General features: G+C 33.6%; 11 protein-coding genes. 4 read left to right on the plus strand and 7 right to left on the minus strand.

Annotated features, from left to right (window positions below; genetic code table 11):
• Window positions 1-104: 104 nt before the first annotated feature.
• The gene (locus tag AAHF52_RS00875; protein ID WP_264376845.1) at window positions 105-1,481 is read left to right on the plus strand and encodes an ankyrin repeat domain-containing protein; all 1,377 of its coding nucleotides are present in this window, start codon (window positions 105-107) and stop codon (window positions 1,479-1,481) included.
• Between the two features lie 60 nt (window positions 1,482-1,541).
• Here the strand turns inward: AAHF52_RS00875 and mutS are convergent, their stop codons facing one another.
• A complete protein-coding gene (gene mutS, locus AAHF52_RS00880; protein ID WP_052264659.1) occupies window positions 1,542-4,043 on the minus strand; it encodes a DNA mismatch repair protein MutS in 2,502 nt (833 codons plus the stop codon).
• A gap of 113 nt (window positions 4,044-4,156) precedes the next feature.
• Here mutS and AAHF52_RS00885 point away from each other — a divergent pair, with 113 nt between their 5' ends.
• Entirely contained in the window at window positions 4,157-6,397 is a 2,241-nt protein-coding gene (locus AAHF52_RS00885; RefSeq protein ID WP_342068428.1) for an ankyrin repeat domain-containing protein, read from the plus strand.
• A 133-nt stretch (window positions 6,398-6,530) separates the two neighbouring features.
• On the opposite strand, the gene AAHF52_RS00890 is transcribed toward AAHF52_RS00885, so the two are convergent.
• On the minus strand, window positions 6,531-8,621 hold the full coding sequence (locus AAHF52_RS00890; protein WP_149168899.1) for a heme lyase CcmF/NrfE family subunit: 2,091 nt from the start codon (window positions 8,619-8,621) through the stop codon (window positions 6,531-6,533).
• 146 nt (window positions 8,622-8,767) lie between these two features.
• On the opposite strand from AAHF52_RS00890, the gene AAHF52_RS00895 reads away from it, so the two are divergent.
• Window positions 8,768-10,009, plus strand: coding sequence for a hypothetical protein (locus AAHF52_RS00895; protein WP_007302893.1), 1,242 nt, complete (start codon window positions 8,768-8,770; stop codon window positions 10,007-10,009).
• 214 nt (window positions 10,010-10,223) lie between these two features.
• Here the strand turns inward: AAHF52_RS00895 and radC are convergent, their stop codons facing one another.
• Window positions 10,224-10,904, minus strand: a complete 681-nt coding sequence (gene radC / locus AAHF52_RS00900; RefSeq protein WP_019078756.1) for a RadC family protein — start codon at window positions 10,902-10,904, stop codon at window positions 10,224-10,226.
• A gap of 709 nt (window positions 10,905-11,613) precedes the next feature.
• Between radC and AAHF52_RS00905 the strand changes: the two genes are divergently transcribed.
• The gene (locus AAHF52_RS00905) at window positions 11,614-12,720 is read left to right on the plus strand and encodes a D-alanyl-D-alanine carboxypeptidase family protein (protein ID WP_012482049.1); all 1,107 of its coding nucleotides are present in this window, start codon (window positions 11,614-11,616) and stop codon (window positions 12,718-12,720) included.
• Window positions 12,721-12,752: 32 nt separating this feature from the next.
• Here the strand turns inward: AAHF52_RS00905 and AAHF52_RS00910 are convergent, their stop codons facing one another.
• The 4 genes from AAHF52_RS00910 to AAHF52_RS00925 all read right to left on the minus strand — a co-directional run bounded on the left by AAHF52_RS00910 (window position 12,753) and on the right by AAHF52_RS00925 (window position 17,454).
• Window positions 12,753-14,093: a DNA recombination protein RmuC gene (locus AAHF52_RS00910; RefSeq protein ID WP_007302846.1), complete on the minus strand. Its 1,341-nt coding sequence runs from the start codon at window positions 14,091-14,093 to the stop codon at window positions 12,753-12,755.
• Window positions 14,094-14,366: 273 nt separating this feature from the next.
• The gene (locus tag AAHF52_RS00915; protein WP_007302847.1) at window positions 14,367-15,527 is read right to left on the minus strand and encodes a porin; all 1,161 of its coding nucleotides are present in this window, start codon (window positions 15,525-15,527) and stop codon (window positions 14,367-14,369) included.
• Window positions 15,528-15,627: 100 nt separating this feature from the next.
• Complete coding sequence (locus AAHF52_RS00920; RefSeq protein ID WP_007302848.1) at window positions 15,628-16,431, minus strand: hypothetical protein; 804 nt, start codon at window positions 16,429-16,431, stop codon at window positions 15,628-15,630.
• Window positions 16,432-16,605: 174 nt separating this feature from the next.
• Window positions 16,606-17,454, minus strand: coding sequence for a hypothetical protein (locus AAHF52_RS00925; protein ID WP_342068429.1), 849 nt, complete (start codon window positions 17,452-17,454; stop codon window positions 16,606-16,608).
• Window positions 17,455-17,557: the final 103 nt, after the last annotated feature.

The raw sequence follows: 17,557 nt of genomic DNA on the forward strand, positions 1-17,557 counted from the left end.
GATTATAAAATAAATTAACCTTTGGGCAAGATAATATCTAAAGATCCTTTACAAGCAATTCTGATTTAGATATACTTTTTTATTATGTGTGTTGAGGTGTATTTATGAACCCTGAAGAATTAAAAGAAATTTTAGCTAAAAAAGAGAGGGTGAATGCTGTAATAAAAGATCTTGTTGATACTGTCACCAAAAATGATTTAGAAAAAGTAAAGTCAATTTTTGAGGAAAATAGTTCCATTATTCGAGATGTTGTCACTGAGGTTAATTCCCAAAGCGGTACAAATTTATTAAAGTGTTCTACTAATAACAAAATGGCCGAATATCTAATAGAAAAGGGTATAAGCTTTAGCGCTGCAGTCACAAAGGCAGTTAAAAGAAGAGATTTAGAGTCAGTAAAATCAATCTGTCAGATTAACAGCTTAATAGCTAAAGATGAGTTATCGCAAAATCCTGAGCCACTAGAATCTGCAACTTATGATCACAAATTTAATGATAAAATTGCAAGGTATTTGATTGAACAAGGTGCAAATCCTAATGCAACTGATCATCTTGGTCGTTACTTACTTCATCTGCAAACTGCACAAGGCAATTTCGAAGGAGCTAAGGCTTTAATAGAAAACGGTGCGGATGTTAACTTAATAAATCAAGAGGTAAAAAGCTATCAGAACTTAATTATTGGTGGTAGTGCGTTAAAGGGTCAAACTGCGTTGAATTTTGCAATTATAATATATTACAGACATAAAGACATAGACGATCAAAAATCTGATAAAACCTTAAAATTTATAAGTTATTTAATAGAACACAAAGCAAACTTAAATATCAAAGATTGTAATGAGATGGTCCCTTTAGATATTGCTATATTTCATAATTCTCCAAAGATAGTAGAATTATTGATAAAAGCTGGTGCTGATCTTAATGTTGGAAGGAAAAAAGCAGAAGGTGTTTTAAAGTATGCAATTACTGAAGGGCATATAGATATAGGGAAAGCTACAATTCGATATATTTTGGAACATGACTCACACTGGTTAACAACTTCAAATAAACCAGATCTTCTCAATGACCAACAAGAGTTATCAAACTATTGGGATGAATATAAAGCTCAAGTTAAAGAGCTTCATGATATAGTGGGAGATAGAATTGACTTGACTGGTGACGGCTCTACCCGTCCTATAATGAGAACAGTGAGTGGCTTTTTAGATCATGAAAGTAGAAAAAATCTAGTAAAATCATCATTTATATCTAGTGCTGAGGCACCAGAAAATTTTTGTCCGAGAAAGCTGGCTGTTATAAGTGTAGCTGCAATAACTTGCGCTTTAGCATTATATTTTCTTGCTCCATTAATCATTGGGTCTTCTGCTGGAATTGGTACTCAACTAGCATTAGGAGCTGTAGGTGCAGTTGTAGGTGGTGGAATTGGAATCTTGACTAATGTGGCAATCGATCAATGCTACGTTAATTCAGTTACTCAGAAAGCTGACTAAAATTAAAGCGCCATAGATTGCTAAAATCCATAATTGTGGAGTAATATAATGTTACTTTCCTCAAGCCTTTAGCTCCTCAAATACTTCTCTTGCTCTGTTTAAAACAGAATCAGGAAAACCAGCAAGTTTTGCTACATGTATTCCATATGACTCATCTGCAATGCCTTCAATTACTTCATGTAAAAAGATGACTTCTCCTTTCCATTCTTTTATTTTCATACAAAAACATTTCACATTTTCTAAGTATTCACCTACTTTAGTCAATTCATGATAATGAGTTGCAAAAATGGCGCGGCACTTATTTACATTGTGAATATGTTCAATCACTGCCTGTGCAATAGATAATCCATCATACACCCCTGTGCCCCTACCAATTTCATCAAGTATCACCAAGGAACGGTCCGTTGCCTGATTTACTATCGTTGCTGTTTCGATCATCTCTACCATGAAGGTAGAATAACCAGCTGTTATATTATCCGTTGCGCCAACCCTGCTGAATATCTTGTCAATCACTCCTACATGCGCACTCTCTGCTGGCACAAATGACCCCATGTGAGCTAAAACTGCAATGAGAGCGTTTTGCCTCAAGAAAGTGCTTTTTCCAGCCATATTAGGACCAGTAATTAGATGTATACCAGCTAAATTGATGCTATTTGCAATGAATTTATCGTTAACTTCAACCACTGGGTGTCTTCCGCTACAGATATTGAACTCTTTGCTGTCATCAATAATGGGTTTTACGTAATTATTTTGCACTGCAAGCTCTGCAAATGCGGTTCTAATATCAAGTTTTGCCAAAGCATTTGCAGCAAGAGCAATTTTTTCAGATTCTTTAGCGACTTCACTACACAGTTCACTAAAAATTTTCATTTCTAAGCCGATTGCAGCATCACGTGCCGTAAGAATTTTATTTTCTAGTTCTTTCAATTCATTAGTAGTGTAGCGCATGCTATTTGCTAAGCTTTGTCTATGAATAAATATATCCGAAGTTATTTTGTGATTTGCCGACACTTCAACGTAATAACCAAGTATATTGTTGTGTAATATTTTGAGTGCAGCAATGCCAGTTAGGTCGCGATAAGATTCACGGAGCTTAGTTACCAACTTGTTACTGTTGTTCAATATATAAGATAACTCAGATAATTCTGAGTTGTATTTTGGATTGATAAATCCTCCTTCTTTTACGGAACTGAGGTTGTTATCAAGTATAGCGCTGTTTAGAAGCTCGAATAGATCTTTATGATTACCAAGACTTTTATGTATTGTGCTTAGTTCACTCTCGTCACTACTTATCACCTGAACTGGTTCCTTTTCTCTGGTCAAGCACTGGAATGACATCTGAGAGTTAATTTCTGATTTTTCACTTAAACAATAATTATGCAAGGTAGACAGAAACTCAGACAATTCTAAAGTCTTTCCTAGGCCTATTTTCAATAGGTTCATATCCTTTGGTGAACCACGCCCTAGTATTAAGCGCGATAAAGACCTTTCAATATCCGGAATGTTAGATAATATCTCTCGTATTTTTCTGCGTGAATCATGATTATTTACAAAAAATTGAGCGGTGCTGAGCCTCAAATTAATTGCCTTAGAGCAAGCAAGGGGTGAAGCGAGCATTTGTTTGAGCAGGCGTCCACCAGAAGCTGTAACTGTATGATCAATAACTGAAATTAGTGAACCTTTCTTTTCACCAAATTGAGTTGAAAACAACTCAAGATTTCTCCTTGCTGAAGCATCAATAAGCATGAAATTTTGTTGCTTATAGGTTTTTGGGAATTCAAGCCTTGGAATGGAGCCCCTTTGCGTTACTCTGACATATTCAAGCAGTGCACCACACGCCATGATTTCTACTTTGCTGAAATTTCCTATACTCCCAAGTTCCCTGATTTTATAAAACTCGCATAATGTTCTGTGAGATTTACTATACTCAAAAAAGCTCTGTGCGTGTTGCGTAATTGATATTTTATAATTTTTTAAAATCGATCTAATTTTTTCATCCTCAGTGAATTTTTCAGAAATTAATAATTCTCTTGGTGATATACGCAATAAATCACTATCTAGAGCTTTCAAACTCGTTAAAGTGTGAAAAAATTTTCCCGTCGATAATTCAAGCCAACTAATAGCATATTCGTCATTTTGTTCAACTATGGATGCGAGATAATTATTGCTTTTATCCTCCAGTAGTGAATCTTCTATAATTGTACCTGGAGTTACAACTCGCACTACATCACGCTTTACTATGGATTTATAGCCCCTCTTTTTTGCTTCATCAGCAGTTTCTAATTGGTCACAGATTGCTACTTTGAATCCTAAATCTATTAGCTTGTGTAGGTAAGATTCGCTACTGTGTGCTGGCACTCCACACATTGGTATTTCTTGCCCATTTGAATTGCCCCTCTTGGTTAGCACTATATTCAGCAATTTCGCAGCTTTAATAGCATCATCGAAAAACAATTCATAAAAATCGCCCAGTCTATAAAACAATAGATGATCCGTGTATTGAGCTTTCAAATTTAAATATTGCTCCATTACAGGGGTATTTTTTTCTCTTATTAAGTTCATAACATTTTTAAATATGTTAGCAGCAAACCACTTACTCTGGTGTTGGTTATTTTATTATGGATCAATAATTTTTTTTAGCTATAGTACAAAAACAAATAGTTTGAGGTAGAATTATGGAATATGAACGGTTGTTAAAAATATTAAGGACAATAAGTGACTTAAATGAGAACAATATAATCGAAAGGGTAAAAGAGGAATTGGAAAAAGAAGATCCAGACACGTATAAAAAGTGGCAAGATAATGGATTTAACATAAATTATACATTCGATGATCAAAGTACATTGTTACATATAGCTGCTAGAAATGATCTTGTAAAGATAGCAGAGCTTTTAATAAAAAAAGGGGGTAATGTTAATACAGCAGATCAAGATGGATGGAATACTTTACACTTTGCTGCTGCAAGTAGCAGTATAGGAGTGGTAGAGATTCTCATAGCAAACGGGGTTAATGTTAATGTAGCAGATCAAAATGGGTTTACTCCTTTGCATTGTGCTGCTCACAATGAAAATAAAGAGATAGTAGAACTCATATTAGACAAGGGGGCTAATGTTGATGCAGTAAATCAAAATGGGTGTACTCCTTTGCATTGTGCTACTATCAATGGACATGAAGAAATAGTAGAACTCCTATTAGAGAAAAGGGCTAATGTTGACGTAGCGGATGAATACGGGCGTACTCCGTTATGCTGGGCTATTAGAAATGGCTATTCAGAAATAGCAAGAATTCTACTTGAAAACAAAGCAGATCCTTTATTGGGACATAAAAGTTTTAACACATTAAAGCTTTTGATTGAATTAATAAAAAATGATTTTAAGCACTCTAAGAAAGCAGAAGAAACACAGCAACAAGAAGATGATGAATATGAATTGATTAAATACTCGTTGCTACTTCGCAATGACTGCTCCTTAACGGATGTTGTCGAAAGAAGTGCATTTGGCAAGCTGATATCTACGTGGCTTGTTGACATGTCCAACTTAACAGAGAGTCAGAAGGAATTGAATAAAAAATTCTTAAGTACTTTTAAAGACTTTCCACATGTTACTTATAAGGATTATAAGAACGATGTTGAAAAAATTAAAAAATTTTTACTAGATCATAAAAGTAATCAAGATCTAAAAACCATTCTCAACCTTAAAAGAGGAGAATCTAAACTGACAATACTGCATATTCTATCAAGTATGGAATGTAGCAATTCAGAAGAATGCATAGATTTACTGTTGAATTCAGGTGCTGATCCTAATGAAAAGGACGACACAGGAAGGACGCCTTTGCATTATGCTACTCGTTCTGGTCATTGTGATACAATTATCAAATTGCTTCTAAGGAAAGGAGCTAATCTTGATATAAAGGATAAAAAAGGTAAAACCCCAATAGAATTTGCAGTTAATAACCCCCACCTTAATATTAAAGAGTGCTTTTTAACTGATGATGTTATTTATGGAACTTTTCGTAAAAAAACACAAGCTGACTATAATGGAAAAAAGTATTTGCGCAAAAGTGTAAATCTATGGGGGAATGATTTTCTACTAGATGAGCAAGATCCAGATAAATATTTTTGTAAATTAGATGAAGTTCAAGACATAAATCAGCTAGAACAGGTTGTAAATGAAGCTATAAAATCTAGGGTAAGGTTCAATCTTACTTGTGAGGGAAATATATATGAAAATACTTATGAGAATAAGTATAATTTTACAGATTATGTAATAAGAAGAATTAGTGAATTAAAGATTTTTCAAGTTGAAAGGGACATAGAAGTTGCTAGTCGCATAGTATGTAATTTGGTAAAAAGAGGTGCAGTACTTGAAACTCTAAGTAGTATAATTGTAATTGATAAACTAGAGAAGTTTAAAGACCACAAAGCTAATCTGAAAGAAGCACGTAAAAGCTATATACATTATTCTCTAAGGTTTTTGGAAGCTGCAAAAAACGCAACTACTGGTAAGGTAAAAGAGGCAAAAATGGACAACTTCACTTTCTGCTTGAAATACTCAAAGAATAGTATAGTCGAGGTTGCAAAAATCATAAATGGAACAGATGAAAGCACAGAATTTCGAAGAGACGTGATAGCAATCGGTGAAAGCGAGATAGAAATTTTAACGGAAGGTGGGGTAAGAAATTATACTGACCTTATAGGTAATATAGTACTGACTTTTCATACTGATTTGGGAAAAGTAGATGCTAGATTGTATTCTGATGTGCAAGATGAAGGAAAAATTATAGTAGAAGTGAGTAACAAGGAGGAAATATTGGAAAAGTTTAAAAATTATAAAGAAGAGTTAGGTGAGAACTGCTTGGTGGTTCTTCTGTCTACGACGCTATTAAGCAGGGATATTTTAAAAGGCCTGAGGAAGTAGATTCCATATATCATGTAAGTTCTTCATTAGAAAATATATCTTTATTTCCTATTGTACAACAGAACACAGAGAAAATTCGCTAGCGAGGTTAGTGTTGCTTAGCTTAAGTTTAAATTGCCAAAAAATGCAAACTTTATGATACTGAAGGAACTACTTTTTTGGTAGAAGGCAAAGCAGCAAGGAGCGAGCCAAAAGCGATAAGAAAGGATCCTAGCCAGATTATAGACATTCCAGGTTTATAGTGCACTTTAGCTGCGATTTTGCTCTTACTCTTATCAATCTCTCCAATTACAACATAAATATCAGAAAATAAATTGTGGTAGATACTGCTTTCAACATTTTTCTGACCTTCCGCAAGGTAAAATCTATATTCAGGAGTTACTTCACCTAATATCTTATTATTCAGCAAATTCCTGATATCCATTGTACCCCTCACTGCATGGAAATTTTTTTCTTTTATTAGCTCAATATTTCGTAAAGTAACTTTAAATTTATTGACTGTTATGCTGTCTCCTATTCCCAAGTAGTTTTCTTTTTTCTCCTGCCAACCAACGGAATAAGATATACCAAGCACTAGAATTGCCACTCCAGCATGAGCAAGCATCATTCCATAGTAGGACTTAGAAACTCTTCTTGCTAATAAAATTGATTCACCAAATGCTACCTTAAATAAACAAATTCTTTTACTATATGCTTCTAAAACAAAGATTAATAATGCTATGGAGATGGTAATTGATAGCACAATCATTAGCTCCATGTGAAAGATAAACGGCAAAATAGCTGCAGCACTACAAAATGAAAATCTATATTCACGGAATATTGGCAATAGACTATTTCCCTGCCAACTGCAGTATTGCCCTATCATGGTGAGTACTAGAATAGCTAGTGCAATAGAGTTAAATAAAGAATTGTAATATGGTGCTCCAACTGAAATTAATTCACCGGTTAAATACTCAAGCACTGTAGGGTATAAAGTGCCAACGAACACGATGAAAAAGGCAGTGATGAATAATAAATTGTTCATCAGCATCATCGTAAGGCGTGAAAAGAATCTTCTACCTTCTGTCACTTGAGTAGCAGATTTCTTTTCAGATTCCAATATCGAATACTGGAAAGATGTGTGATTCTTTCTCGTAAACACTACAAATATTACTAAGCTACTGACTGTAATTACACCAAGTAGAGCTAATATATACAGTCCATATCTTGGGTCATCTGCAAACGTGTGCACTGAGGTAAGTATTCCTGAGCGGACTAGAAATGTTCCAGTCACACTCAATATAAAAGTTGTAAGCGTAAGTAAAATAGCGAAATTCCTTAAAGTATTGAAATTTCGTACAACGAGCAACAAATGTGTCAGCGCCACTGCAATTAGCCAAGGCATCAAAGAAACGTTTTCCACTGGATCCCAGAACCAAAATCCACCCCAACCGAGTTCACGATATGCCCACCAGCTACCCAAGCTGATGCCCAAAGTGAGCAGCGACCAAGAAATAAGTACCCAAGGCCTGACAATTTTAGCCCAAACATTTCCTTCAGTATTTAAAATTAATCCAGCTATAGAGAGCGAAAAAGGAATGCTAAATCCAAGGTACCCCAAATATAATACCGGTGGATGAATAGCAAGGCCTATATCCTGCAATATCGGATTAAAACCCAGTCCATCTGTTTCAATGCCTGGCATTTTAGTGAAGGGGCTGGATTCAAGTAAAGTGAACAGTAAAAAACAAAAGCAAATCAAGCCTTGGGTGATAAGAGATATTTTTTTTAATTTACTACCATTAGTTCGTTCTGGTGTCATTCCAGTGCTTGACACTGGAATCCAGTTTTTATTACACTGCCATTTGATGTACTCATTTGCAATTAAATTGTCTGGATCCAAGTAGTCAAGCACTGGGATGACAGAAGGTATATAAATATCCATTAGTAATAAATACATGACAAGCACTAAGGTCCAAAGCAACATAGACCCTTCTTTATTTCCCCAAACACCACAAATCTTATAGATTAAAGGTTTTGTTGTGTGTGAGTGGTAATATACGTTTTCAAGTGAGAAATCATTTTTAATGTGGCAGTAGATCAAAATAGCCATTGATGCTGACACACAAAAAAATATGGCAGAGGAGACGAATCGGTAAGAACTAAACGGTAGAAACAAATACGTTAAAGATAACAAACAGGCTACCAATAACAATATATTCCCAAATTCAGGCATAAGATTCATATAATGATATTACTAATAATAAATTGGGAGTTAAAGTTTTAATATAGGAACAAAGTTAATCTTCAATTATATTAATAGTAAGTAAAAATTAAGCATTAAGCTTTTATACTTTATATTATATAACATTAATATTGTGAGGTAATATTATGGGCACAACTAAGATTAGTGAATTTCTATTCAATATAAAAGGTAAAGTGGCAAAACAACATGCTGAACCAATAATTGAAAAAAATCTCTATACTATTTTAGGATTCAAAGATGTAGAAGATTTAGAACATAAGACAAGTAAGTCCGTTAACAAAAAAATTTGGCAGCTATTTATTGATTGCTTTACAAAGGAAATAGATTATGTAGCAACTAAGCAAGTTGTAAAAAACGTTGTTTGTAATATTGCCAAAAGTGCCCAAGGCAATGCTTTTACTGAAGCTGAAAGCTTAATCTTAAACGAAAAACAAGATAATAAAAAGAGAGAAAGAGCGATTAAAAAAGCTACTAGTATTTTAAAAAAAATCAATCCAGAAAAAGCCTTCAATGAACTTTCAGTAATAAAAAAACAAGCCGAAGATTTTTTACAAACCGATTTTTATAAGGCGCAGAGCAAACCACTGCCAGGATTTGCTACATCTGGTGCACAGCTTTTTGCGGAAACTTTGAAATATATAGAAACACTAGAAAAATTATCAGAAGTTAAAAAGGAAGATTTAACTAAGAGTTTCCTATTAAATTATATTAGTTCACTGAACAAAAAGTATCCTAAATCACAAGGTAAAAGGGAAGATGCTATACGAATACTATCAAGCGATGAGTTGAAGAATTTTTATAATAAAGGTGTAGAGGAAGGAATACTACAACCGCTGGTATCATATAAAGAATGCAGAAATCTGTATGATAAAATGAGCCAAACAAAGGATGAATGTATAATCAAAAAAGAAGAACATGAGAAAGCAAGTAAGTCAATAACCAGTATAATTAGTGACATAAAAAAATGTAGAGAAGCAGTCCTTAGTTGCAAAAATTTTCAGAGCTCCTACATAAAGGAAAAAGCAGAACACCCATTTAGAGGCACCTCATGTCAAAAAATGATTGATATATATCAAGAGAGAATTGCTGGATATCAGGAAAAAATTCGTCAAAACCTAAACCAAATAAGAGCAATATTAAAAGATACGCCGCAAGATGTGGAAAAATTTAAGGAAATAATCAATTGTGTGCATGAAGCAGAGCAGTATGATGAAATTTTTGATTCGGCTTTAATTTGTTTATCGAACATACAGAATAAGCTAGATATTCAACCAGAAAATCCCCTAACAGAACTCAGAGCTTCACAAATCAACGTTGAAATTGAGCTAACTAGGCTCTGTGAACAAAATATTAGAGTAAGCATGTGAGTGCTTCAACAAAATTCAAAAAACCAATAAAGACCTCATAAGTCTTATCAAAATAGGAGATTTCTAATAGTGGCAAATACCATGTATTTCTTTCAATTTGCCACTACCTAAATCACACATTGTCTTCCAGAAGGAAAATTTTTGTTCCACTGGCAACCACCTCATGTATAGCTTTACTTTCATAATAAGAAAAATGGCAAAAGCAATTTTAGATCTACTCTAATAAAAGCCTATTTTCCTTGAAACTAAAATAGCTACTAAATGTGATAATAATATGATCTATTAATTCTATTCCTATGCTTTTGCAAGCTTCTGCAAGCTGTCTAGTGAGAAACATATCGCTACTTGAAGGCTGTATATCTCCACTTGGGTGATTGTGGGATATTACAATCGATGTTGAGCCAATCAAAAGAGCGCGTCTTATGATCTCTCTAACGTAAATAGGAGTTTGATCTACTGTACCAAAGTTCTGCAGATCTTCCGCTATTAGACGATATCTTTTATTCATATAGATGACGCGAAAATTTTCTTTATTAAGGCTTCCTATACTTACTTTTAAATAATCAAGCAAATTTTCCCAGTTATTGATTATAGGTAGGTCCTTTATTTCTTCTCGTGCAGAACGAACAAAAGCCTGTTTCACACAAAAGATAGCAGATATGGCTGCATTATTAACTCCTTCAATATTTTGCAGTGCTTCTAAATCGGCATTAAAAACTTTATTTAAACTGCCCAAATTTTCTATCAAACTCTTTGCTACTGGCTTTACATCGATTCTACTATATGCTGAATATAAAATGTGTTCTAAAATCTCATAATCAAGCAATGATTGTCCGTTATCTAAAATAATTCTCTCTCTTAGGCGCTTTCTATGACCTTTTTTGTAATCTTTCATTATTCATGAATTGCTTATCTCTTATAATAAGAAATTGAATTTTTAAGTAAAATATTTAATAAAACACATGAAGCATAATTGTAAATTTTTGAAGACAGCAAATGAAAGTAGCCCCTCTCTTGTCATCCCCTGCTCCCTCCTTCTTGTCATTCAAGTAGCCTCATCCCAGTGTCCCTTCTATATATCATCCCAGTGCTCCTTCTATGTCATCCCAGTGCTCCTTCTATGTCATCCCAGTGCTTGACACTGGTTTCTTACCAACAAAAACCTAGCATAACTTTTGTGCTCAAAAAATTTCCAGCATCAAGTGCTGGCCTGAAGCTTTAGCTGTAAATGTTAAGAAATTTACCAAGCGAAAAAAAAAGGCAAAAAAATCCCCGTGTAACGAGTTTTGACCCTATAATAATGTAAATTGGCGCTGTAATAATGTGCTAACGCTTAAAATAAGCGCGTTTTGGCTGAATGTAGAAAAAATAAAAAAGACATGCAGCCGCTATAATTTTTATGTAATTTGCCAATAAATATCTGAGTTTTTTACTGAATTTTTGTTGTTGAACCCGCGCGGATCGAAAACAAGGATAAATACTCTTATTGTCATAATAAGGGGGCTGGCGCAGTTTGTCAAGGAAGTTTTATGCGAGAGATCTATTGAAATGCTCGTGCAAAATCATACTATTAATTAGTACACTATAAATTTAAAATTATAAATATGTTAAGCAAATTAGTAACTTTGCTATTAATTTTTATATTTCCTTTTTACTCATACTCATATCAGTTTAGAACCAAAGCAAAGCAAGCAATTGTCTTAGATTTAGCTTCAGACTCGTTCATTTTTGAACACAATTCCAGGGAAAAAATGGCCCCATCTTCAATGAGTAAGTTAATGACTTTATATGTAGCTTTTGACTATCTAAAAGCTGGAATAATAAAAATGGAAGATAAATTTCGAGTAAGTAGAAAAGCATGGGAAAGGAAAGGCTCTTCTATGTTTTTGAAAGAAGGTCAATTTGTTACGGTAAAAGAACTACTTGAAGGAATTACAATTGCCTCAGGTAATGATGCATGCATAGCGCTAGCCGAGGGTATCGCAGGATCAGAAGAGAATTTTGTTGCTGAAATGAATGAAGTTGCACAAGATTTAAATCTTAATGATAGTCATTTTGTTAACTCAAGCGGGTGGCCAGATGAAAACCATTTTATGAGCGCAAAAGACTTGGTAACACTGGCAAAAAGGATTTTTACTGATTTTCCTGAATACTATGATCTATTCTCTGAACAATATTTGACATATAACGATATTGTACAAAAAAATAAAAATCTTTTACTTTTCCATGATATTGGAGTTGATGGTCTAAAGACAGGTCATACAAGTGCTGGTGGTTATGGAATTATAGTATCTGCAAAACGGAACGATAGGAGAATTTTTGCTGTTGTGAATGGTTTGGACACCGAGAAAGAGCGAATAGAGGAAGCAAAAAGACTAATACAATATTCCTTAAATCATTTTAATACCAAGAAAATATTTGCTAAGGATAGCGTAGTTGAAGAAATAAATATTGTTTATGGAAAAGATAAAAAGGTGCCCGTTACAGTTGCAAACGATGTTACCATAACTTATAACCGCAGATTACATGATAAAATTAAAGTGCGTATTGAGTATAAAGATATGGTACCCGCACCAATTAAAAAAGGTCAAGAAGTGGGCAAAATTTTTGTAGAAATACCTGGTACTGAGCAACAAACTATACCTGTTTATACAGCAAATGATGTGCAGAAATTGAGCTATATAAAAAAAATTTTTAGAAAGTTGTTTTAATCAGCAAATGTAAGTTAAGGAGACCTGAAATACTAATCTACTTTCAACCTCTCAGCATGTAAACTGCGTGGTAAAGATTCCAACTCTTTTGCAGCAGTGAGTTCTTTATTTTTTGCATGTATACCAAGCTTATTGAATTCTCGGGCAGCAGGAAACACTCTTGCCTCAAGCGAACCAGCAGTTTTATTGTAATGATCAACAGCACTTTTTAAGCTTCTGCGTAAATTATCAAAATTTTCGCCCATTGTGCAGATTCGCTCATATAAAATATGGCCTAGTTCACTTATTTTCTTTGCATTTTCAGCTATCATCTCTTGCTTCCATCCATAGGCTACTGCCCTAAGTAGCGCGATTAAAGTGATTGGTGTTGCAATAATTACTTTTTTTTCTATTCCAATTTCTATCAAAGCTGGTTCACATTCTAGTGCTGCACTGAAAACCCCTTCTCCTGTTAAAAAAAGTACCACAAGCTCTGGCGTATTTTCAAATTGGTTCCAATATTCCTTTCTGCCTAGATCATTTATATGTTTTTTTATTGCCAGAGAATGATTCTTCAATTTTTCCTTTTGTATCTGTAAATCATTTTGCGACATAGCATCCATGTAAGAATCAAGTGGTACTTTAGCATCTATTATTATTTGCTTTCCTGATGGCATTTTTATTATCAAATCAGGACGCAACAAATTGTCCTCATTTTTATCAATTACTGAAGCTTGAGTCAAAAAATCGCAATATTCAATCATTCCCGCCATTTCTACTACTCTTTTTAGCTGCATTTCACCCCATTTTCCCCTAATGTGAGGCTTCCTCAGGGCGTTAGCAAGGCTAGAAGTTTGACTCATTAATGCTCCAATTTGCTCCCTTAAACCTTCATAGGCCCCTACCCTCTCCTTCTCTAGGTCACGTATTTCACTATCGAATTTTTCTAACTTTTCTTTTATTGGAGTGACAACTTCGTTGATCGTTGCTTGCCTTTTTTTGAAATCACTTTCTGTTTCTTTTAGCTTACTATCGATTACTTCCTTCGCTAAATTCAGAAAATTATTGTTGTTTACCTGCAAAGCATCAAGAGAGAGAGCTTTAAAAGTGTTTGTAAGCCTCTCCTCTGCTTTTGTTAGTAATTCTATTTCCTTTTTCTTTTCCTCACGCTCTTTTTGTAGAATTACTTCAAGCTCTGCTTTTTTGACTTTCAACCCAACTATCTCTTCATCCTTATTCAGTAAAGTTCGCTTTGCCTCTTGAAGCTCACGCTCTAATTTAAGTTCAAGATTTGCTTTCTCCTCACTTAGCTTTCTATTCTTTTTTACGACGAAAAAGAGAAATAACAGTAAAAAAAGAAAATTTAACCCGAGAACTATAGAATTGAGAAGCATCAGAATACAGAAAAAACCGCACTCACAATACTATCTAATTTTTCTATATATAAAAAAGAAAAAAGAGAATCAAATGAGGTACTCTTTTGTGAAGGATTTGGTTTACTAATTAATAATCGCCTACACTTGGATTAGTGACATAATGTCTTTTTATTAAAAATCTTATATAATAGTTATTTTTATCATATCAAATAGCACATATATTAACAACTCGATTTTACTCTCATTGCTTACTATTTACCACATTACAACACTTACAAACCGGTTATTTCATTAAAAACTTAGCTTCAGCCCAGCCAAAAGCACATACCCGGAGTTATTACTTTCGATTTCAGGTTCTTTGGTACTAAATTTTACAATATCGAAGTAGTATGAAGTGCCAAGAGCTAATGGATATTCAAGACTGAAAGCCTGTGATGTTAATTCGTTTGTACCTTTGCCTACAATATCCCTGCTACTACTAAAATATGTTAAGCTCACTTTACGAGAATCAGAATGATAAGCAACACCTGCATTTATATAATTCATATTACTTGTTTCAGGACTACGTTTCTCACCAGATTTACCGCCATTACCGTACGAAAAAATGCAATCAAGTTCAAAAAGTTTTAGCTTCAAGCCAAAATTCCAGTGTAGCAATTGATTACGGCATTTATAATTTTCAGAAGTACCATCCGAGCAATCAGTTAAATTTTCTCTTGCAAACTCACCAGTAAAAGCAGTAGTAAAATTTATTTCATCTGATAAGCCATTTTTATAGGAAAGACCAGCGGCTATTAGATTGTTATATTGCAAATTATTTTTTCCTGGAACATAACTGAGTCCAAGTTGAAAGTTATAGATTTCAGGAGAAATATAGTTTATCGTTGGTTGTTTTAACTTCAGCTCTAGTCCATTATAGTCGCTGTAAATATTGGGTTTTACCCAAAATACCTCATCTTTATCATACCCAGGATCATTATCTTTTTTTTCATTACCGCGCAAATTTGAGTAATTTGTCCAATGACCATTTATTCCTCCGGCAGCTGTGTAAATTTTTGAAGTGTTAATTAACATACTCTGACTAACTAAACTTCCTTTACCATATTCAATTGATCCAAATTCCTGGTTCTTTATGATAAAATACCACTTCTCCATTTCTAACTTTTCTATGTCTAGTGCCTTTAAGTTTGCAATACCAGAAACTCCTACCTTAACATTAAACCCCAGTTGTGTATTTGGATAAACTTGCTGCAAATAAAGAAAGCGCAGGTCTGAATAGCTTGAGGTCTTGTCTTTTGTAGAGCTAAAAGAATCTTTATTGAAAGCGTAGCCAAATCTTAAATCTACTTTTCCATCTAGTTCTACATAAAACATCTCCTTATCCAGAATTACCCTAGCGTTAGCACTTCCTCCCACAAGTAATGATAAAAATAGTGTGATTAGTAACCTCATAGGTAAGCTTAAATTCTTAATATAAGCTTAACAGAAATAAAAAACAATCCTTATATTGTGTAGAACTTAGATACTACAAACCAATTAATGACAAAAGCGTTTAAGCATTCTTCACACTATGTTTTTGAATTATATTTCCATAAATAATTGATATGCTTGATAGTTTTCGCTTTAATAACTGCTTGTTAATGGAAGAATGTATACGATTAACTATTTTAGATGTGTTATTTGCATCACAGTTCATCAAAATAAAAAGTACCTTATTCTCATCAATACATCCTAAAAAATCATCACTACGGCAATTTTTATAAAAATGTTCTATGATAATTTTTAGTGTATCATTTTCCTTATTACAACTGCTGTTTAAACCTATTATTCCTATAACTGCATTAATTTGATATTCAAAGGCAAAATTCAATATGACATATAACTCCAAAATCGTTGAATCATTGTCTGGTATATCAAACAAGTTGTGTTTTCTATATTTCTTACCCATCAGATATTTATCCCTAAACATTGCTAGCTTATGAAACAGGCTAATGTCACGTATCAATAGCTCATAATTAATCTTGCTATTAGTAAATTGCGTTGTGCGAAAAACTTTTACCTTTGTTTTTATATCTTCTCCTTTAGCGTCGATTAAAGAAAAGCCTATCACTTTTGGCAATATATCGGGCAAATCGCGCCCATCTTCAGTATACTCCAAATAGCTTTTCATATCTTCAGCTGCTCTTGCACTTAAAATATTGATTAACGGCTTATTAAGTAAATTCCCTTCTTCACATTTTAATAAATTCCTTGCTGCTTGATTGAGTCCCAAGATTAACACGTTTTTTTTCTCATTATCCTGAGAAACAGATATCACAGCATCATCTTTCCTTCTTGCCGTTATAAAATCTTCCATGCTTTCATTCTATAAAATGTATTTACCAGTATAATAAAGTTGTATTAAGATTTATTTACCTATTGATATACTTAATCAAGTATAGGCAAGCATAACATAACCAGCTATTTCTAAGTGATGATAAAGGAAGCAAAATTACAAATGTAATTTTGCTTGTTTTCTTTAATACCTTCATCACAACAACTGATTTTGCTGTATTGGATTAGATGGTTGAATATAACCTAAACTACTGTGACACGATTCTTCGTATGACGGTGGTGATGAACACGATTCCTCGTATGAAGGTAGTAGTTCCTCAAGCGGTGCTGAAGGTTGTACTTTTTCATAATTGTCAGAAGGAAAATTGTCTGATTCTTTATTATTAGTTGCTTTATCCATACATTTTACTGGTTGCTCTATATAGTCTTGTATTTCTTTTGTAAAACTATGATTTAGATAACAACTTGTTAAGTAAGCTACACCTGCTACTGTGAGTGCTAATGATGCAAAAACTAAAGGTGAAGCTCCTATACACCTAAAAACCTTTACTTTATACATACTCATATGAGCAGGTGGGTCAATGGTTGTTGCTAAAAAAATAAAAAAACCAAGTGAAAAAAATATTAACAAGCAAATTCCACCCAATGAACAAGATCCTAACGCTACTTCTTTTAATGATTTTTCGTTTTTCTTTTTATTATTAAGGCTTCGATACATTTTATTAACGTTAGTATTGCTAATATAATCTTCTAGTTCTTTTAAAATTTGAGTCTTTAACTCTTCAATCTCATTATCTATTAACGAATAGTATTTTTTATACCGCTGCTTCAATTGAACGTCTAATACTGATTTACCACCATTGAGAAGATTTAAAATGTCTTTTTTGCATAACTCAATCTCCTGAGAAATTTTAGAATCGTTTTGTTCTTTTATATCTTGATCCATTTTAGCCTGTAGTTTTTGACCAAAATCTTTAAATACAGTTCTGCAAGAAAGGTATTTTAATATAATAGGTAAAGCCAGCTCATTTCCCTTACTAAGCAAAGATAAAAGATTCAAAGCGAAAGAATTAGGTACTGCTTCTCTTGGTAGAATTAAGTGAAATCTTGGAGAGTAGACCGGCGGAACTTCCCCAGTCAGTCTCTCG

The sequence above is a fragment of the Wolbachia endosymbiont (group B) of Melanargia galathea genome (assembly GCF_964030625.1).
Classification (GTDB): domain Bacteria; phylum Pseudomonadota; class Alphaproteobacteria; order Rickettsiales; family Anaplasmataceae; genus Wolbachia.